The following is a 19,546-nucleotide window of genomic DNA, read 5'->3' as shown; positions in this document are numbered from 1 at the left end:
GTGCCTTGCGCAGCGAAATAAAGGAGGAGGCCGCAGGCCGGGGGACATTCGCGGAGCAAGGTACCCCGTCGGCGTGATCGCTCCCCGAACAACGATGCGAAACAAGGACAGCAAGGTACATCAAGCCCACCCGAACCCCAGTCGCAGAAGCATCAGCGTACCCGTGCCGACAAGGATCGTCCCGGTCACGTCGTTTCGCCGAACGAGGTAGTAGGTCAATGCGGCGGCCACTGCAAAGAGCCGCGCATCGTGCCAGTCGGCCAGCATGCGGCCGTTGCTCAGGAACACGTCGGGCACCACCATCGCCAGCAGCGCCGCCACCGGCGCATGGCGCAGCCCGCGCCACAGCCAGCCCGGCAACTTCGGCTCGCTGTCGGGCAGCAGGAAGAAGCTGCGCGTGAGCACCGTCACCCCCACCAGCGCGCCCACGGCCAGCCACACGTACACGTCGTGACCCAGGTGCATCAGCGCGTACCCCAACGGCGGTCGGCCCAGGTGCCGGCCGCGAAAGCCGTGGCGATGGCCGCCACCACATTGAGGCCCATCGGCCATGAGGCCGTGGCCAGCGCCACCATGCCGGCCGCCAGCGCGGAGCAGCGCACCGCGCGGTCGGTGAGCATCGGCAGCGCGAGGGCCAGCAGCGCCAGCACGCCGATGAAGCGCAGGCCCCATGCGGCGGGAATGGCGTCGGCCAGGAAGATGCCCGCGAGTGACGCCACATGCCACGCCGCCCAGTTGGTCAGCGCGAGGCCGAGGAAGTAGCCCTGCTGGCGCGTCGTCGTGCGCCCGGAAGGCGGAGGCTGCGGGTGGCGCTGCACGAACTGGGCATACACCGGGTCGCCCGCAAGGTACGACAGCAGCACGCGCTGCATCCTGCGGTGGCCGCCGAAGTAGCGGCGCCAGTTCACGCTGAACACCACGAAGCGCAGGTTGAGCACGCACGCGGTCGCCACGATCACCCACAACGGCGCCCCCGCCGCGATGAGCGGCAGGCAGGCCAGCTGCGACGCGCTCGCGAACACCAGCAGCGACATGGCCAGGATCACGCCCAGCCCGACGCCGCTCTTGGCCATGGCCACGCCCGCCACCAGCCCCATCGCCATGGTGCCGAGCGCTGCACCCGCGATGTCGCGCCGCCCTTCGGCGAAGGCGCCGCGCCAGACGGGATCGGCCATCGATGCGCGCCAGGCGCTCCAACGGCTCACCGTGCGCTCGCGAGTTCCGCACGCGGCGCGGCCGCCAGCAGCCGCCGCGTGTAGTCGTTGGCCGGCGCGCCGAACACCTGCCCCGTGGGGCCCTGCTCCACGATGCAGCCCTGGCTCATCACGATCACGCGGTCGCACAGTTGCGCCGCCACGCGCAGGTCGTGCGTGATGAACAGAATGCCCAGCCCCAGGTCGCGCTGGATCTCGCGCAGCAAATCAAGGATCTGCGCCTGCACCGACACGTCGAGCGCCGACACGGCCTCGTCGGCCACCAGCACCTGCGGCTGGCAGGCAATGGCGCGCGCAATGGCCAGGCGCTGGCGCTGGCCGCCGGAGAACTGGTGCGGATAGCGGTCGAGCGCGGTGCGCGGCAGCTGGATGCGGTCCATCAGCTCCTCGGCGGTCTGGCGCGCATGCAGCTTGCTCAGGCCGAAGTTCATGGCGCCCTCCACCATCGACGAGCCCACCGTGCGGCGCGGGTTGAGCGAGCGGTTCGGGTCCTGGAACACCACCTGCACCCGCGAGCGCAGCGGCCGCAGCCGGCCTTCGGGCAGGTCGCGCACTTCGGCGTCGCCCCAGAGAATGCTGCCCGCGCTGGGCGAAATCAGCCGGATCATGCAGCGCGCGAACGTCGACTTGCCCGAGCCCGACTCGCCCACCACGCCGACCGTCTCGCCGCGATGCACGGCCACGCTGGCGTCCTGCAACGCGGTGTTGTGCTTCGCGCGGCCGAGCCAGTCGCGCCGCGTGTAGATCTTGCCGACGCCCTGCCCCGCCAGCAGCGGCTTGCCACCGGGGAGTTCGCGCGCGGGCGGCGGGGTCATGCCGGGCACCGCGTCCAGCAGCATGCGGGTGTAGGCCTCGCGCGGGTTGCGCAGCACCTGTTCGCACGGGCCCTGCTCCACCAGCGCGCCACGGTGCATCACCATCACGTCGTCGGCAATCTCGGCGACCACGCCCATGTCGTGCGTGATGAAGAGCACGGCGCTGCCCTGCTCGGCCTGCAGCTCGGCGATGAGCTTGAGGATCTCGGCCTGCGTGGTCACGTCCAGCGCGGTGGTCGGCTCGTCGCAGATCAGCAGGCGCGGCTTCAGGATGATGGCCATCGCGATCACGATGCGCTGCCGCTGCCCGCCCGAGAGCTGGTGCGGGTAGCTGCCGTGGATGCGCGCCGGGTCGGGCAGCCGCACGCGCTCGAAGATCGAGAGGATGTGCGCCTTGCGCTCGGCCGCGCCCCACGCGGTGTGCGTGCGCAGCAGCTCGTCGACCTGCTCGCCGCAGGTGAGCACCGGGTTCAGCGCGGTCATCGGCTCCTGGAACACCATGCCCATGCCGGTGCCGCGCAACTGGCGCAGCCGCTTGTCGGATGTGAAGCGGCCGTTGTCGACCAGCTTCTCGCCCGAAAGGACCACGTCGCCGCCCGCGAGCACCAGGCCCTTGGCCAGCAGCCCCATCACGGTGGTGGCCAGCACCGACTTGCCCGAGCCGGACTCGCCCACGATGCACAGCGTGCGCCCTGCCTCGATGCGCAGGTCGAGCCGCTCGATGGCATGCGGCCGGTCGGCATCGGAGGGCAGCGCGACCCTCAGGCCGCGCACTTCGAGGATGGCGGCGCTTCGATTGGAATCAGTCATTGGATCGGCGCCTCACACGCGCTTGGAAAACTTGGGATCGAGCACGTCGCGCAGGCCGTCGCCCAGCATGTTGATGGCCAGCACCGTGGGCACCAGGAACAACGCGGGGAACAGCACGTTGCCCGGGCTCTGCGAAAACTGCACACGGCCCTCGGCCATGATGTTTCCCCAGGTCGGTACGTCCGACGGCAGGCCCAGGCCGAGGAAGCTCAGGATGGCTTCGGTCAGCACGGCCGAAGCCGCGATGAAGGTGCCCTGCACGATCAGCGGCGCCAGCGCGTTCGGCAGGATGTCGCGCCACAGGATGGTCGCGTCGGCCGTGGCCAGCGCACGCGCGGCCTCCACGAAGGGCTCGTCGCGCAGGCTCATCACCAGCGCCCGCACCAGCCGGGTCACGCGCGGCACCTCGGGCACGGCAATGGCCAGGATCACCGTCGGCAGGCTGGCGCCCAGCACCGCCACCAGCGTGATGGCGAGCAGCACGGCGGGAATGGCCATCACGCCGTCCATCACGCGCATCAGCACCGCATCGACGGCGCGGAAGTAGCCGGCCAGCATGCCCAGCAGGCAGCCGAAGGCAATCGCGACGAAGGCGGTGAACAGGCCCACCGTCATCGAGATGCGGGTGCCGTAGAGCACGCGGCTCCACACGTCGCGCCCCACGCTGTCGCTGCCCATCCAGAAGGTGTGGGCGAATTGCGTGCCGTCGGGCATGGTCACCTGCCCCGCGGTCCCCGCGCCTACCGAAATGAAGCTCGGGTCCATGGCGGAAGGATCGAAGGTACCTAGCCAGGGCGCGAACACGCCCAGCAGCGCCAGCACGGCCAGCACGACGACGCCGCCGCGCACGGCGGTGTTGCGCCAGAGTCTTTTCAGGGTGCTCATGTCAGTCAGTCACTCAATCAGTAGCGGATGCGCGGATCGATGAAGAGATAGCTCAGGTCCACCAGCAGGTTGACGGCCACGTACACCACTGCGAAGAACAGCACCACGCCCTGCAGCACCGGAAAGTCGCGGTTGAGCACCGCGTCGACCGTGAGCTGGCCCAGGCCCGGAATCGCGAACACGGTTTCGGTGACCACCACGCCGCCCAGCAAGAGCGCCGCGCTCACGCCGATCACCGTGACCACCGGCACCGCCGCATTGCGCAGCGCGTGGTGCTTGAGCACTTCCAGCTCGGTGATGCCCTTGGCGCGCGCGGTGCGTATGTAGTCTTCGGTCAGCGCCTCGCTCACCGCCGCCCGCGTGACGCGCGACAGCAGCGCCACGTAGGTGATGGCCAGCGTGAGGCACGGCAGCACCAGCTGGTTCAGCCACGGCCCCACGCCGTCGGCGATGCGCCGGTAGCCCTGCACCGGAAACCACTGCAGCTTCATCGCCAGCAGGTAGATCAGCACATAGCCGACCACGAACACCGGCACCGAGAAGCCGGCCACCGAGAACGCCATGACGGCCTTGTCGAGCCAGCCGCCCATGCGCCATGCGGCCAGCGTGCCCAGCGGCAGCGCGATGGCCACCGCCAGCAGCAGCGTGCCGCCGGCCAGCGAGAGCGTGGGCTCCATGCGCTGGCCGATGAGCTCGGTCACCGGCTTGTTCAGGAAGAACGAGAAGCCCAGGTCGCCGTGCAGCACGCCGTTGCACCAGATCGCGAACTGCTCCCACAGCGGGCGGGTCAGGCCCAGCTGCACGCGGATGCGGTCCAGGTCTTCGTTGGTGGCGCTGTTGCCGCCGATCACGGCCGCCGGGTCGCCGGGGGTGAGGCGCACGATCATGAAGATCGCGAGCGCCACCACCAGCAGCACCGGCAGCGTGGCGAGCAGGCGCTTGCCGAGGAACGTGAGCATGGGCTTATTGCTTCTTGATGTTCCAGTACACCTGCGCGCCGGCCGGCACCAGGCCGCTCACGTTCTTGCGCACCGCGGCGGGCTGGTTGTACTGGCCGACAGGCACGTGCGTGGCGGTCTCGAAGGCGCGCAGCTGCGCGGCCTGCGCCAGCTTCTTCTTGTCGGCGTCGGTTTTGGCCTGGGCGAACTGCACCTTGATCTCTTCGAGCTTGGGGTCGTTCTGCCAGCCGAACCAGCCCTTGTCGCCGCTGGCGTTCATCATGGCCATGGTGATCGGGTTGAGGATGTCCGAGGCGGTCCACGAGGTCATGAACGCGCTCCAGCCGCCGGCCGAGGGGGCATCCTTCTTGGCGCGACGTGCCACCAGGGTGGACCAGTCCATCGACTGCATGTCGACCTTGAAGCCGCCCTGCTCCAGCTGCTGCTTGGCCACCAGCGGCAGCTTGCCGATGGTCGGGTTGTCGGTCGGGCGCATCAGCACCACGGGCTCGCCCTTGTAGCCGGCCTCCTCGAGCAGGGCCTTGGCCTTCTGCGGGTTGGCCACGCCGGTGTAGTCGCCGGTCTGCTCCGATTCGAACAGCGTGCCGCACGGGAACATGCTCTTGCAGTAGCGCGTGAGGCCCGGCGTGCCCACCTGCGTGCGCAGGAAGGCTTCCTGCCCCAGCGCCAGCAGTGCGGCGCGGCGCACCTTCTCGTTGTTGAACGGCGGCTGCAGGAAGTTGAAGCGCAGGATGAACTGGTTGCCCGCGGGCTGCGCGTCGATCAGCTTGATGTCGGGGTTGGTGCGCAGCGTGGCGTATTGCTCGAAGGCGGGCTGCTCGAGGATGTCGGCCTCGCCGTTGAGCAGCGCATTCATCTGCGTCTGCGCGTCGCGGATGATGAGCCACTCCACGCGGTCCACGTACACGTTCTTGCCGCCGGCCGTGCCCGAGGGCGCCTCGGCGCGCGGCTTGTAGCGCATGTTCTTGGTGAACACCACGCGCTCGCCGGGGCGGAACTCGTCGGCCTTGAAGACGTAGGGCCCGGAGCCGATCGACTCCTTGATCTGCGTGTCGCCCGAGGTGTCGGCAATGCGCTTGGGCATGATGAACGGCACGTTCGACGAGGGCTTGCCCAGCGCTTCGAGCACCAGGCCGAAGGGCTCCTTCAGCACGATGGAGAAGGTCTTGGCATCGGGCGTCTCGTAGCGCTCCGTCACCTTGGCGAGCTGCGCGCCGAAGGTGTCGCGGCTCGCCCAGCGCTTGATGGAAGCGACCACGTCCTCGCTGGTGACGGGCTTGCCGTCGTGGAACTCCAGGCCGTCGCGCAGCGTGAAGGTCCAGGTCTTGTTGTCGGGCGACACCTTCCACTTGTCGACCATCTGCGGCTTGATGTGGCCTTCGAGGTCGGTGGCGAAGAGCGTGTCGTACACCATGTAGCCGAAGTTGCGCGTCACGTAGGCGGTGGTCCAGATCGGGTCGAGCACGGTGATGTTGCTGCTCGGAATGATCTTGAGCGTGGTGGTCTGCGCCACGGCGGGAACGACGGCCGCGCCGGCCAGGAGCACGGCTGCGCCCCATCGGGCAAGGCGGCGCGACAACACGGCGCGCGAAGGCGAAAAGAGCTGCGGTTGCATGTGATTTCCTGAAGACGGCAAGGGCTCCATTGAGTCATCTGACAGGACAAATGCATATATACAGTTTGAATCGTCTGTAGTAGAACAGTCGCTCGCCTGCCCCGTGTTTGTCCCCGTGTTGGGGTTTTTCGTGCACACGAAGCGTGCACGCCTTGCCGTGATCACTGTCAATCCTTCGCTGCCCGCGCCCCTGGTTCGCCAGCTCTACGACGCCCTGCTGGCGCAGATCGCCTCCAGCGCCATGAAGCCCGGCGACAAGCTGCCTTCGGTGCGCGCGCTCGCCACCGACTGCGGCGTGAGCACCATGACCGTCACCAACGCCTACCAGCGGCTGGTGGCCGAGGGCCATGTCGAGGCGCGGCGCGCCAGCGGCTACTACGTGGCCGAGGCCGAGCGTTCGGCCACGCGGCGCAAGCCCTTCCTGGGGCGCACCTCGGTCGACTCTCTGTGGCTGCTGAAGCACGTGTACGAAGACGACCGCACGCTGCTGAACGCGGGCTGCGGCTGGATACCGCCCGAGATGCTGCATATGGACGGCGTGCGCCGCGCGCTGGCCGCGCTGTCGCGCAAGCCGGGCACCGGCATCGCGAGCTACGGCACGCCCTACGGCTACCTGCCGCTGCGCCAGCAGATCCAGACGCTGCTCGCGCAGCAGGGCATCGAGACCGCGCCGCACCAGATCGTGCTGACGCACGGCGCCTCGCAGGCGCTGAACCTGGTGGCGCGCTGCCTGCTGCAGCCGCGCGACGTGGTGCTGGTCGACGAGCCCGGCTCCACCAACCTGTACGCGATGCTGCGCTCGCTGGACCTGAAGCTGGTGGGCGTGGAGCGCACCGTGAACGGCCCCGACCTCGCGGCGCTGCAGGCGCTGGCGCAGCGCCACGGCGCCAAGGCCTTCTTCACGTCCGGCAACCTGCACAACCCCACGGGCAGCCAGTGCACGCCGGCCGTGGCGTACCAGATGCTGCGGCTGGCGGAGCAGCTCGACTTCCACATCGTCGACAACGACGTGATGGCCGGCCTGGAGCCGCCGGGCGCGGCCACCCCGCTCGCGAGCCTCGACCGGCTGCGCCGCGTGATCCATGTCGGCAGCTTCTCCAAGACGGTATCGCCGGCCCTGCGCGTGGGCTTCGTCGCCTGCAGCGAGGAGTTCGCCGAGAAGATGATCCTGCAGAAGATGGTCAACAGCCTCACCACCTCGGAGCTCACCGAGCGGCTGCTGCACGGCGTGCTGGTGGAGGGCCGGTACCGCGCCCACGTGGCGAAGCTGGCCGAACAGCTGCAGGCGGCGCAGCGCACCGTGTGCGACCGGCTGGAGGCGGCCGGCATGCAGCTGTTCACGCGGCCGGCGGGCGGGCCGTTTCTGTGGGCACGCTTCGAGCGCGACGATGTCGACATGCGCGCGCTGGCGCAACGCGCGATTGCCGAGAGCTTTCTGCTGGCGCCGGGCGACCTCTTTCGCACCGATCTGCGGCCCACGCCGTGGCTGCGCTTCAACGTGGGCTACGCCGACGACCCGAAGCTGTACCGCTTCCTGGCGCAAGAAGCGAAAAGGCTGCGCTCCAAGGCCAAGGCGGGCCCGGCCTGAGGCAGACGCGGCAAACCCGGAAAAGGGGTTGCCCTGCCTAGAATCGCGCGGGTCATGAAGAAGCCCGAATCCGAATTCCCCTCCACGCCCGCGCTGGCCGACGCACTGATCGTCGATCCCTTCTATCTCGCGATCTCCGTCGATTTCGAGCACGACATGGCCGCCCGCAAGGCGGTGCTGGCCTCCTACTTCGGCTACTCGCTGGGCGAGGCTGAGCGAACCGGGCGCTGCCTGGCGACGGAAGACGGCCGGCTCGGCGCGGCCGCCTGGCTGCTGCCGCGCGCGGAGTCGGTGGACGCGGTCGAATCGGCGGCGAAGAACGAATTCCTCCTGGCCACGCTGGGCACGCGAGGCCACCGCAACTACCACCGCATCGTCGAATTCATGGCCGCGCGTGCGCCGGCCGTGGTGCCGGAAGGCGCCTGGTATCTGTCGATCCTGGGCGTCTCTCCCGCCGCGCAGGGGCGCGGACTGGGCGCCCGGCTGCTGGCGCCGACGCTGGCCGAAGCCGACGCGGCGGGCGTGCCCTGCTTCCTGGAAACCTTCACGCCGCGCAGCGTGGCGTTCTATGAGCGGCTGGGCTTTCGCACGGCGGCGCGGCACCTGGAGCCGGTCACGAGCTCGCCGTACGCGATCATGTGCCGCCTGCCCGGGACATACTTGGCGCCCAGCACGGAAAATGGCTGACCCGTTCCAACCCTCGCGCCGCGCCGGCCGAAGAGCCCTCGAATGTCCCGAGCCCCTGTCGAAGACGCAGAACCTGTCTCGCTGAGCCCCGCCCTCGTCGTCGAGGACGACCCGGCCATGCAGGAGCGCCTGCGCCACGTGCTGTCCACGCTCGGCTGCGACGGGAACCGCATTGCGGTGGCCGACAGCGTCGCGGGGGCGCGGCAACTGCTCGGCGAACATGAGTACGGCGTGGTGCTGGTGGACATCGGCCTGCCCGACGGCAGCGGCGTGGAGCTGATCGGCTGGCTGCGGGCGCACCACCCGCGCGTGCCGGCGGTGGTGATCTCGGCCTGGCGCACCGAGGAAATCATTTTTGCGGCTCTGCGCGCGGGCGCCATTGGCTACCTGCTGAAGGAGCGCGACGACGTCGAGCTGGGCATTGCCCTGCGCAGCATCCAGCAGGGCGGCGCGCCCATCGACCCGAGCATCGCGCGCCACATCCTCGGCTGGCTCGCGACGCAGCAGCCACCGGCCGACGCACAGGCCAGCGCCCCCGGCGAAGCGGCGCCGGCCGCGCTGACGCGCCGCGAGCACAAGATCCTCGAGCTCGTGTCGCAGGGCCTGAGCAACCGCGACATGGCAGAGTCGCTGTCGATCTCCAGACTGACCGTGGAATGCCACACCAAGAACATCTACCGCAAGCTGGCCGTCAACTCGCGCACCGAAGCCGTCTTCCAGGCGCGGCGGCATGGCTTGCTGCGCTGACGGGCGCGCTGCTCCTCTTCCTTCTTGCAGCACCCGCGGCCTTTGCCCAGGCCGGCGCGGAGGCCCCCGCGCTGCGCGTGGAGGCCGTGCGCGGCAACGGCTGGAACGACACGGCCCCGCCCGCCGAGGGCTGGACGCCCGTCACCCTGCCCGACAGCTGGGCCGCGCGCTGGCCGGGCTTCGACGGCGTGGTCTGGTACAGGCTGACCTGGGACCAGCCCGCGCAGGTGCACGAAGCCGGCCTGCTGCTGCACTACCTGAACATGGCCGGCGAGGTGTCGCTCAACGGCACGCCGATTTCGCGCGACGACAGCCTGGTCGAGCCGCTCACGCGCGCCTGGAACACACCGCGCTACTGGCTGCTGGCACCGCCGCTGCTTCGGCCCGGCACCAACACGCTGCTGGTGCGGGTGTCGGGCCTGTTCGCCTACCAGGCGGGGCTGGGGCCTGTGAGCCTGGGCACGCCGGCCGCGATGCAGGCGGATTTCGAGCGCGAGCGCCTGATCCGCCGCGACCTGCAGGTGCTGGGCCTGGCGGTGAGCGCGGCGGCCTCGGCCTTCTTCGCCGCGCTGTGGCTGCTGCGCCGGCGCGAGACGGCCTACGGCTGGTTCGCGCTGATGTCGGTGCTGTGGCTGCTGTTCGGCTACAACCAGATCGCGACCAGCCCCTGGCCCTTTGCCAGCAACCACGGCTGGCAGGCGCTGAACGTTTCCTTGCTGCTGGTGTTCGGCGTGTCTTACGTGGTCTTCGCGCTGCGCTTCTGCGGGCGGCGCATGCCTCGCCTGGAGGGCGCGGCGCTGCTGCTGGCGATGGCCGGCGTGCTCGACCTGTGGCTGGCGCCCGGTGCCGACCTGATCGCGCACCGCGCCGTCTGGACCCTGGTGGGCGGGCTCACGGTCATGGCCGTGAACGGCACCGCCATCGTGCATGCCCTGCGCCACCGCGACAGCCCGATGCGCCCGCTCGCCCCGTTCATGGCGGTGTCGGCGCTCACCGATGCGCACGACCTGCTGGTGTTCACGCAGATCATCGACAGCAACACCTACTACGCGACGATGTCCTCGTACATCCTGCTGCTGGGCATGGCGCTGACGCTGGCCGCGCAGTTCGTGAAGAGCCTCGAGCGCATCGAGAACTTCAACACCGAACTCATCGAGGAAGTGAACGCCGCCAAGGCCGAGCTGGCCGCCACGCTGGCGCAGCAGCATGCGCTGGAGCTGACGCATGCGCGCATCGGCGAGCGGGTGAACCTGGTGAGCGACCTGCACGACGGCCTCGGCGGCATGCTGGTGGGCAGCATCGCCAAGCTGGAGCGCACGCCCGGGGACCTCGGCGCGCCCGAGCTGCTCGCCATGCTCAAGCATCTGCGCGACGACCTGCGGCTGATCATCGACGCCACCGGCCGCGACGACGGCGCCCGCGCGCTGGGCGAGCTGCTGGCGCCGATGCGCTACCGCAGCGCGCAGCTGCTGGAGGCCAACGGCATCGACTGCCGCTGGAGCGTGTTGAACATCGAGACGCTCGAGCTGCCCGCGTCACAGAGCCTCGACCTGATGCGCTTCCTGCAGGAGGCGTTGACCAACGTGCTCAAGCACAGCGGCAGCCGGCGCGTGGACGTGAGCGTGGCGCGCGCCGGTGCGGAGCTTCGGCTCAGCGTGCGCGACGACGGCCGGGGCTTTGCCGTGGAGAACATCGAGAAGGCCGCCGGTGCTGGCCTGCGCAGCCTGCATGCCCGCGCGCGGCGGCTCGGGGCGCAGCTGCAGCTGCAGTCACGGCCCGGTGAAACGCAGGTGCTGCTGCGCATGCCGCTGGCCGCGCAGGCCTGAACGGAACTGCCTCAGTCGGCCCAGACCACCGTGCCGGTCCACGCCGTGGCCAGCACGACGATGCCGAACACGATGCGATACCAGGCGAACGGAACGAAGTTGTGGGTGCTGATGTAGCGCAGCAGCCAGCGCACGCACAGCCAGGCACTCACGAACGAGAACACCAGCCCCACGGCGAACAGCGGAATGTCGGCCACCGACAGCAGCGCGCGCTCCTTGTAGAGGCTGTACACGCCCGCCCCGATGAGCGTCGGAATGGCCAGGAAGAAAGAGAAGTCGGTCGCCGCCTGCCGCGACAGGCCCAGCAGCATGCCGCCGATGATGGTCGAGCCGCTGCGGCTGGTGCCGGGGATCATCGCGAAGCACTGCACCAGTCCGACCTTGAGCGCGTCCCAGGGCGTCATGTCGTCCACGTGCTCGATGCGCACCGAGCCCGGCGGCCGCTTTTCGGCCCAGAGAATGATGAAGCCGCCGATGATGAAGGTGCTTGCCACCACGGTCGGGATGAACAGGTGCGCCTTGATGACCTTGCCGAACAGCAGGCCCAGCACCACCGCCGGCAGGAAGCCGATGAAGATGTTCAGCGCCAGCCGCTGCGCCCGCGGCTGCCGGGGCAGCGCGACCACGGTCGACCTGATCTTTTCCCAGTAGACCAGCACCACCGCGAAGATCGCGCCGGTCTGGATGGCGATGTCGAAGACCTTGGCCTTGTCGTCGTCGAAGCCGAGCAGCGAGCCGGCAAGAATGAGGTGGCCGGTCGACGAGATCGGCAGGAATTCGGTCAGCCCCTCCACGATGCCCATGATGGCGGCCTTGACCAGCAAAACGATGTCCACGCGTACTCCTTGAAAGAGCCGCAATTATCACGATGGCGCCGGCGGCCGGCGTTCAGGTGCAGGTCAGCATACCTAGTTCAGGTGATATGCCGCGGTGCCGCGTTGACCCATAGTGGAAACCGCCCGGACGGGTTGATCCGGGGGAGTTTCACCGATGCCCACCTCCACCCTCGCGGACCGCCTCGAAGAGCATGTCTCGACTGCCGAAGACCATGGCGAAGACCGCCGCAAGAACGCGCGGGACATCGAGGAGGAGCAGTGCGCGTCGATGCGGCGGGTTGTCCGGGCCACCGGCGCCTCGGCCGGCGAGTTGCGCCAGCTGATGCAACGGCTGCGCGAGATCGACCGCGCCGGCCACGGCACCGGCATCGTGGCGCAGGGGCACATTGCCGCCGACCGCATGGAATCGGTCATGCAGGAGCTGGACCTGGGTGACGGCATCGCCGCCGGACAGCGCACCGACGCGGCCCAGAGCATCGACTTCTGGCTGCTCGAGCCGCTGGACCCGGCGCACGACAAGAAGTGGTACGCCCGCTGGAAGTTCTGGAGCTTCATCCTCGGCGCCGCCGCGCCGGAGGTCTCGCTCACCCTTCAGGGGCTGGCCCTGCGCCCGACCGAGCCCGGCGACGCGCATGCCGACCTGGTGGCCAAGGCGCGCAAGGTGCTCGAGAGCTGGCGCCGCACCTCCGAGGCGCTGTTCTGGGGCGCCTTCGAGTGCTATGTGCGGCAGCAGTCGTTCTCGCTGGAGACGCAGGCCTACCTGCTGCGCTGCATTGCCGCCGTCTTCGCGGGCGACCCGATGAAGCTGTCGAACGCGCAGAGCGAGGAGCTCACACGCATCCTCGCCGACACGTACTGCGACGCGCTCGGCACGTCGGCGACCATGCCTTCGGCGGACATCTACCGGCGCCTGTCGCAGGGCCTGGAGGGCACCGACCGCGAGAGCCTGGTCACGCGCCGGCTGGGCCGCGGCGATGCGGCGCAGATCGCGATGACGGCGCTGTTCTCGGTCATCGAAAGCACGCGCGCCCAGGCCGAAGCGCAGTTGTTCGAATCGGGGGCGTACCTGGTGCCGCCGGCGGTGCGCGGAGGCTGAAACCCCGCGCCGAGCGGGTCAGGCCAGCGCGCGCACCCGGCCGCTCTGCTTGCCGAGGTGGCGCACCAGCAGGTCGCGGTTGGCGGTGATGTGCTCGCGCATGAGCGCCTCGGCGTCGACGGCTTCACCGCGGCTGAGCGACTCGACGATCTGGCGGTGTTCTTCCAGCGCGCGCTCGGCCTGCGCGCGGTGGTAGAGCGGCAACGACGCGTCGCGGTTGTGCGGGCGCAGATTGCTGTCGAAGATGATCGGCAACTGGTAGGCGCGGCCTACCGCCTCGCTCAGCCAGCGGTTCTCGGCCAGCATGAGCAGCTTGCGGTGGAAGTCGAGGTTCAGGTCGTGCCAGCGCGTGGCGCGTTCGTCGCTCCAGCCGTCGGAGCGCATCACCTCGTGCTGCTCCGCGAGCATGGCCACCAGTTGTTCCAGCGCGGAGCCGTCCAGCCCGCGCTCGCCGACGATGCGGCAGCCCATGCCTTCGAGGTTGGCGCGCACGCTGAAGGCGTCGAACACATCCTTGGCGTTGAAGCGGCGCACCTGGAAACCCTTGTTCGGCAGATAGACCAGCAACCCCTCGTCGGCCAGCCGCGCCATCGCGCCGCGCACAGGCGTGCGCGACACGCCCAGCTCGTTGGCGAGGGTGATCTCCATCAGGTGGGAACCGGGTGCGATCGCACCGTCGAAGATGCGATTGCGCAGCGTATCGGCCACGGACAACGCGCGTGTCCGGGAGGTATCTGGGGGGGTCATCGGAAATCGGAAACGGTGCGCCCGGGATCGGGCCGCGCGGATGGTACGGCCCGGTATCAAAGCTTCATATCCCCGATTTCCGTAAAAATCAGTTTTCGGACTTATTCGATGAACAGGCAAAAATTTATAACATTTACTAACACATTTAAGAATAATCACTGTAGTCGTACTTGGGAAGTACTAAACGGCACCTTTTAGGTGCATTTTTTTATGTTTCTGCTCGGCGAAGCCTGCAAAACGGAACCGCGTTCTGAAATGAAGGTCAAAAACTGGCGCTATGCCTTGTCGCGACAGGAGTAACAGCCATGAAACAAGTCAAGCATTGGCAGGATCCAGTCAACGCCGTCGCCGGCGCGTGGCTCATCGTCTCGCCCTGGGTCCTGGGTTTTTCGGACATGCAGTCCGCGATGTGGACGATGGTGGCGACCGGCATCGTGCTGGGCGCCGTGGCGCTGGGCGCGACCTTCGTGCCGCGACAGTGGGAAGAATGGACCGAGGTCGCGCTGGCGGCCTGGCTCGCGGTGTCGCCCTCGCTGGCCGGGTTCCGTGGCTCGGAAACGGCCTTGATCAACGCAGTGCTCGTGGCCGCGGTGATCCTGGTGCTGGCGCTGTGGGTGCTGGTGACCGACAAGGACTATCTCGGCCATGCGATGGACCGTCCGGCGCACTGACCGGCGACGCTTCATCGAAGCATGACCCGGCGCCCCCCCCCCCGACGGGGGCCGGGCGATCAGGCGATCACGGCCTGGCGGCTGAGGCCGGTGAGGCCGGTGAGGCGGCAGGCTGCCCTGGCTGCGCCTCGCCTTCCATCCAGCCCGCATGCCAGCCGCCGCCCAGCGCCTGGATCAGCGAGACGGCCGCGAGCTGCCGGTTGAGCTGCACCTGCACCAGCGTGCGCCGCGCGTTCAGCGCAGCCACCTGGGCAGTCACCACGTCGGTGTAGGCTACCAGCGCCGAGCGGTACTGGTTGAGCAGGATCTGCTCGGTCTTGTCCGCGGCCGCGGAGGCCTCGCGGTACATGCCCTCCTGCTGCGCCAGCGTGGCGCCCGCAGTGAGCTGGTCTTCCACGCCCTGGAACGCGGCGAGCACGGTCTGGCGATAGCGCGCCACGCTGGCGTCGTAGCTGGCCTTGGCTGCGTCCACGTTGGCCGAGATGGCGCCCGCGTCGAACAGCACCTGTGCCGCCGAGAGGCCGAGCGACCAGAGCGAATTCGACGCATTGAACAGGTCGCCGACCCGGCTGGCGCTGCCGCCGACTGCCGCGCTGAGGTTGAAGCTCGGGAAATAGGCGGAACGCGCGATGCCGATCTGCGAGTTGGCCGAGGCCACCGAGCGCTCGGCGGACGCGATGTCGGGCCGGCGCTGCAGCAGGGTCGAAGGCACGCCGGTCGGAATGCCGGGCACGGTCTGCTTCCACGCGGCGGGCGGCAGGCTGAAATCGGCCGGCACCGCGCCCACCAGCATCGCGATGGCGTGCTCGTAGGTGGCGCGGTTGCGCACCAGAGACAGGCGCGTGGCGCGGGCCGTGGCCAGCTGGCTCTGCGCCTGCAGCACGTCGGACTGCGCGGCGATGGCCGCCTTGTAGCGGTTGCTGGTGATGGTGTAGGCGCGCTCGTAGCCTTCGATGGTCTGGTCGAGCAGCCCGATTTCCACGTCGGCCTCGCGCAGCGACAGGTAGTTGGTGGCCAGGTTGCCGATGGCCGACAGGCGCGCCGATGCCAGGTCGGCCTCGCTGGCCTGCGCATTGGCCGACGCGCTGTTCACCGACTCGCGCAGCCGGCCCCAGACGTCGGGTGCCCAGGTCGCGTCGAGCGTAGCGGAGAAAGCGTTGGAAGGACTGGTGCTGCCCGTGTCCGAGCGCCTGCCGGATCCGTTGAGCGACACCTGCGGGAACAGCCCCGCGCGCTGCCCGCGCACCAGCGCCTGCGCATTGGCGTAGTTGGCGACCGCCGCGGCGATGTTCTGGTTCGACACCTGTACCCGCGAGGCCAGCTCGTCGAGCGTCGGGTCGCCGAACAGCTTCCACCACTCGCCGCGGTCCAGCGCGTCGGCCGGCGCGGCGGGCAGCCAGCCTTCGGCGGCCTTCTGCTCTTTCCAGTCGTTGGGCAATGCGGTCACGGGCTGGTGGTAGAGCGGGCCGACCGAGCAGCCCGCGAGCAGCGCGGCCAGCGCGAGCGCCGAAAGCGAAAGGCGCCCCGGCGCGCGGAACGGAGAAGAAGGAAGCAGTGCTTTCATGGCGATGGTCTCAGGCGGTCGTGGCACGGCTCAGTTCGTGTTCGTGGGCGCTGCGGCGGCGCAGCTTGTCCAGCAGCAGGTAGACCACCGGCGTGGTCAGCAGGGTCAACATCTGGCTGGCGATCAGCCCGCCGATGATGGCCACGCCCAGCGGCCGGCGCAGCTCGGCGCCTTCGCCGAAGCCGATGGCCAGCGGCAGCGCGCCCAGCGCGGCGGCCATGGTGGTCATGAGGATGGGGCGGAAGCGCAGCAGGCAGGCCTCGCGCACCGCCTCCAGCGGGCTGAGGCCGCGCGAGCGCTCGGCCTCCAGCGCAAAGTCGATGATCAGGATGGCGTTCTTCTTGACGATGCCGATCAGCAGGAACACGCCGATCAGCGCAATGATCGAGAACTCCATGCGGAACATCAGCAGCGCCAGCACCGCGCCCACGCCGGCCGAAGGCAGCGTCGACAGCACGGTGATCGGGTGCACCAGGCTCTCGTAAAGGATGCCCAGCACGATGTAGATGACGACCAGCGCCGCCAGGATCAGCATGGCCTGCTGGCTCTGCGACTGCTGCGCGCTCGCCGCCGTGCCCGCGAACGCGCCGCGCACGTTGGTCGGCATGGCGATGTTGGCCTCGGCCTTGGCGATGGCTTCGCGGGCGTCGCCCAGGTTGGCGCCTTCCACCAGGTTGAACGAGATGGTGGTCGCCAGTTCGCCGTCCTGGTGGCTGACCGAAGTGGCCACGGAGCTTTCGTAGAACTTCGCCACCGCGGACAGCGGCACCAGCGACGTGGCCGTGTTGCTCAGCACGTTGCCCGACGAGGCATTGCGCAGCGCCGGGTTGGCCGACACCGGCACCGAGGTGCTGGACGCGCTCGAACCGGAAGCCGCGGCCGTGCCCGTGCTCGTCTTGCTGCCCGACTGCGCCGAATTGGGAGTCGTGGTCGGCGCCGCGACCTGCGTGGTCACCGCCTGCCCCGCCACCACCGTGGTCCTGGTGGCCGGCACATACACGTCGCTCAGCGCATTGGGGCTGAGCGTGTAGCGCGGCGCCCATTCCATGATCACGTGGTACTGGTTGAGCTCGGTGTAGATGGTCGCCACCTGCCGCTGGCCGAACGCGTTGTACAGCGCGTTGTCCACGGCGGTGGAGGTCACGCCGAGCCGGTTCGCGGTGTTCTTGTCGACCTGCGCCATGGTCTCGACGCCGTTCTCGGTCTGGTCGGTGTCGATGTCGGTCAGCACCGGCTGCAACTTCATTTCGTCGGCCAGCTTGGAGGCCCAGGTGCGCAGGTCGGCCAGGCTGTCGCTCTTGAGCGTGTACTGGTAGGTCGAATTGCTGGAGCGCCCGCCCGAGCGCACGTCCTGCACAGTGCCCAGGAACACGCGCAGGCCGGCCACCGCATTGAGCTTGGGCCGCAGCCGCGCGATCACGGCCAGCCCGCTGTCCTTGCGCTGGCTGGCCGGCTTCAGGTTGACGAACATGAAGCCGCCGCCCGCCCGGCTGCCGCCGGTGAAGCCGACCACGGTGTCGACCGCCTCGTCGGCGCGGATGATGTCGACCACCTCGCGCAGCTTGGCGGCCATGGCCTTGGACGAAATGCTCTGGTCGGCGCGCAGGCCGCCGTTGAGCTGGCCGCTGTCCTGCTGCGGGAAGAAGCCCTTGGGCGTGGCGCTGAACAGGTACACGTTGAGCCCGACCACCGCCACCAGGATCAGCATGACCAGCCCCTTGCTGTCCAGCGCCCAGTCGAGGCTGTGCTCATAGCGCTTGAGCACCCAGTCGTAGCTGCGCGCGGCCATGCGACCCAGGCGGCCCTGCGGCTTGTCCTTGTCGTGCTCGCCGCCGGGCTTGAGCATCCAGGCGCACATCATGGGCGTGGTGGTCAGCGAGATGACGAGCGAGATCATCACCGCCGCCGACAGCGTGACCGCGAACTCGCGGAACAGCCGCCCCACCTGCCCGCCCATGAACAGCAGCGGAATGAACACCGCCACCAGCGACACGCTGATCGACAGCACGGTGAAGCCGACTTCCTTGGCGCCCAGCAAGGCCGCCTTCATGCGCGTCATGCCCGACTCGATGTGCCGGCTGGTGTTCTCCAGCACCACGATGGCGTCGTCCACCACGAAGCCCGTGGCCACCGTGAGCGCCATCAGGCTCAGGTTGTTGAGGCTGAAGCCCAGCAGGTACATCACCCCGAAGGTGCCCAGCAGCGCCGCCACCGTGGCCACCGCCGGCACGATGGTCGCGCGCACGCTGCGCAGGAACAGGCTCACCACCAGCACCACCAGGATGACGGAGATGACCAGCGTGAACTCGACTTCGCGCAGCGAGCCGCGGATGGAGTTGGTGCTGTCCGAGGCCACCTGCAGCGTGACGTCGGGCGGCAGCTGCGCCTGCAGCTCGGGCAGCAGCGCGCGCACGCTGTCGACCGTCTCGATGATGTTGGCCGAGGGCTGCCGCGTGATCAGCACGATGATCGCGGGCTCGCCGTTGAACAGGCCCAGCGTGCGCGTGTCTTCCACGCCGTCGAGCACCTCGGCCACGTCCTGCAGCCGCACCGCCGCGCCGTTGCGCCAGGCGATGACCATGGGCGCGTAGTCGCTCGCGCGCAGGGCCGGCGTCTGGGTGTAGATCTGCAGCTTGCGGCCCTCGCCCTGCACCATTCCCTTGGGCCGGTTGGCGTTGGAGGCCTGGATGGCGGCGCGCACGTCCTCGGTGCTGATGCCGTAGCGGTTGAGCGCGAACGGCAGCAGCTCGATGCGCACCGCCGGCAGAGAGCCGCCGCCGATTTCGACGTCGCCCACGCCCTCCACCTGCGACAGCCGCTGGCTCACGATGTTGGAGACCGCGTCGTAGATCTGGCCCGGCGTCTTGGTCTTGGAGGTGAGCGCCAGGATGATCACCGGCGACGAGGCCGGGTTCGCCTTGCGGTAGGTCGGGTTGCTGCGCAGCGTGGCGGGCAGGTCGACCCGGCTGGCGCTGATGGCGGCCTGCACTTCGCGCGCGGCGCCGTTGATGTCGCGGCTCAGGTCGAACTGCAGCGTGACGCGCGAGGTGCCGACCGAGCTGGTCGAGGTCATCTCGTTGACGCCGGCGATGGTGCCCAGGTGCCGCTCCAGCGGCGTGGCCACGCTGGTGGCCATGGTCTCGGGGCTCGCGCCCGGAATGGACGCGTTGACGGAAATGACCGGGTAGTCGACCTGTGGCAGCGGCGACACCGGCAGCACGAAGAAGGCGGCAATGCCGGCCAGCGCCACGCCGATGGTCAGGAGCACCGTGCCGATGGGGCGGCGCACGAAGGGCAGCGAGAGGTTCATCGCTGCGCTCCTTGCGTTGGGCTGAGGCCGGGTCTCGCCCCGGCGGGCGCCTCACTTTCTTTTGCTTCGCCAAAAGAAAGTAAGCAAAGAAAAGGCGACCCCCACTGTCTGCGACCCTCCGCTTCGCTACGGGCAACCTGCGGTGCTCGCGTTTCGCGGGGTCTCGCAGAACTCGC

Annotated in this window: 16 protein-coding genes; 6 read left to right on the top strand and 10 right to left on the bottom strand. The window is 68.9% G+C overall.

The features are described from left to right. Positions 1-120 precede the first annotated feature (120 nt). Genes AC1RVW_RS28950 through AC1RVW_RS28925 form a run of 6 tightly spaced genes read right to left on the bottom strand, consistent with a single transcriptional unit; the run spans position 121 to position 6,298 of the window. A complete protein-coding gene (locus AC1RVW_RS28950) occupies positions 121-465 on the bottom strand; it encodes an AzlD domain-containing protein (protein WP_081266749.1) in 345 nt (114 codons plus the stop codon). Beyond that, positions 465-1,205 (bottom strand): AzlC family ABC transporter permease, encoded by a 741-nt coding sequence (locus AC1RVW_RS28945; RefSeq protein WP_454903640.1) that lies wholly within the window; start codon positions 1,203-1,205, stop codon positions 465-467. Before AC1RVW_RS28945 ends, AC1RVW_RS28950 begins: the two co-directional genes overlap by 1 nt. Beyond that, the gene (locus AC1RVW_RS28940) at positions 1,202-2,839 is read right to left on the bottom strand and encodes a dipeptide ABC transporter ATP-binding protein (protein WP_493204105.1); all 1,638 of its coding nucleotides are present in this window, start codon (positions 2,837-2,839) and stop codon (positions 1,202-1,204) included. Before AC1RVW_RS28940 ends, AC1RVW_RS28945 begins: the two co-directional genes overlap by 4 nt. Before the next feature lie 12 nt (positions 2,840-2,851). After that, the gene (locus AC1RVW_RS28935; protein WP_493204103.1) at positions 2,852-3,724 is read right to left on the bottom strand and encodes an ABC transporter permease; all 873 of its coding nucleotides are present in this window, start codon (positions 3,722-3,724) and stop codon (positions 2,852-2,854) included. A gap of 17 nt (positions 3,725-3,741) precedes the next feature. Beyond that, positions 3,742-4,683, bottom strand: coding sequence for an ABC transporter permease (locus tag AC1RVW_RS28930; RefSeq protein WP_081266501.1), 942 nt, complete (start codon positions 4,681-4,683; stop codon positions 3,742-3,744). Between the two features lie 4 nt (positions 4,684-4,687). Beyond that, a complete protein-coding gene (locus AC1RVW_RS28925; protein WP_493204101.1) occupies positions 4,688-6,298 on the bottom strand; it encodes an ABC transporter substrate-binding protein in 1,611 nt (536 codons plus the stop codon). Positions 6,299-6,455: 157 nt separating this feature from the next. Here AC1RVW_RS28925 and AC1RVW_RS28920 point away from each other — a divergent pair, with 157 nt between their 5' ends. The 4 genes from AC1RVW_RS28920 to AC1RVW_RS28905 are packed head-to-tail and all read left to right on the top strand — an operon-like array spanning position 6,456 to position 11,146. After that, positions 6,456-7,886, top strand: a complete 1,431-nt coding sequence (locus AC1RVW_RS28920) for an aminotransferase-like domain-containing protein (protein ID WP_493204099.1) — start codon at positions 6,456-6,458, stop codon at positions 7,884-7,886. A gap of 54 nt (positions 7,887-7,940) precedes the next feature. Then, complete coding sequence (locus AC1RVW_RS28915; protein WP_493204097.1) at positions 7,941-8,573, top strand: GNAT family N-acetyltransferase; 633 nt, start codon at positions 7,941-7,943, stop codon at positions 8,571-8,573. A gap of 42 nt (positions 8,574-8,615) precedes the next feature. Next, positions 8,616-9,320, top strand: a complete 705-nt coding sequence (locus AC1RVW_RS28910; protein ID WP_493204096.1) for a response regulator transcription factor — start codon at positions 8,616-8,618, stop codon at positions 9,318-9,320. Continuing rightward, positions 9,230-11,146, top strand: coding sequence for a sensor histidine kinase (locus AC1RVW_RS28905; protein WP_493204094.1), 1,917 nt, complete (start codon positions 9,230-9,232; stop codon positions 11,144-11,146). Before AC1RVW_RS28910 ends, AC1RVW_RS28905 begins: the two co-directional genes overlap by 91 nt. Positions 11,147-11,157: 11 nt before the next feature. Here AC1RVW_RS28905 and AC1RVW_RS28900 read toward each other — a convergent pair whose 3' ends face one another. Beyond that, positions 11,158-11,982, bottom strand: coding sequence for an undecaprenyl-diphosphate phosphatase (locus AC1RVW_RS28900; protein WP_081266496.1), 825 nt, complete (start codon positions 11,980-11,982; stop codon positions 11,158-11,160). Positions 11,983-12,136: 154 nt separating this feature from the next. On the opposite strand from AC1RVW_RS28900, the gene AC1RVW_RS28895 reads away from it, so the two are divergent. Beyond that, complete coding sequence (locus tag AC1RVW_RS28895; RefSeq protein ID WP_493204092.1) at positions 12,137-13,078, top strand: hypothetical protein; 942 nt, start codon at positions 12,137-12,139, stop codon at positions 13,076-13,078. Positions 13,079-13,096: 18 nt separating this feature from the next. Here the strand turns inward: AC1RVW_RS28895 and AC1RVW_RS28890 are convergent, their stop codons facing one another. Next, positions 13,097-13,825, bottom strand: coding sequence for a GntR family transcriptional regulator (locus tag AC1RVW_RS28890; RefSeq protein WP_493204091.1), 729 nt, complete (start codon positions 13,823-13,825; stop codon positions 13,097-13,099). Positions 13,826-14,130: 305 nt separating this feature from the next. Between AC1RVW_RS28890 and AC1RVW_RS28885 the strand changes: the two genes are divergently transcribed. Beyond that, positions 14,131-14,496: an SPW repeat protein gene (locus tag AC1RVW_RS28885; protein WP_493204089.1), complete on the top strand. Its 366-nt coding sequence runs from the start codon at positions 14,131-14,133 to the stop codon at positions 14,494-14,496. A 67-nt stretch (positions 14,497-14,563) separates the two neighbouring features. Here the strand turns inward: AC1RVW_RS28885 and AC1RVW_RS28880 are convergent, their stop codons facing one another. Together AC1RVW_RS28880 and AC1RVW_RS28875 are read right to left on the bottom strand one after the other, a co-directional pair. Continuing rightward, the gene (locus AC1RVW_RS28880; RefSeq protein ID WP_493204087.1) at positions 14,564-16,060 is read right to left on the bottom strand and encodes an efflux transporter outer membrane subunit; all 1,497 of its coding nucleotides are present in this window, start codon (positions 16,058-16,060) and stop codon (positions 14,564-14,566) included. Between the two features lie 10 nt (positions 16,061-16,070). After that, on the bottom strand, positions 16,071-19,370 hold the full coding sequence (locus tag AC1RVW_RS28875; protein WP_493204085.1) for an efflux RND transporter permease subunit: 3,300 nt from the start codon (positions 19,368-19,370) through the stop codon (positions 16,071-16,073). Positions 19,371-19,546: the final 176 nt, after the last annotated feature.

The organism is Variovorax sp. MPBD4-3, from assembly GCF_058809745.1.
Note: the sequence above shows the minus strand (reverse complement) of the source record. Positions and strands in the feature narration are given on the sequence as shown.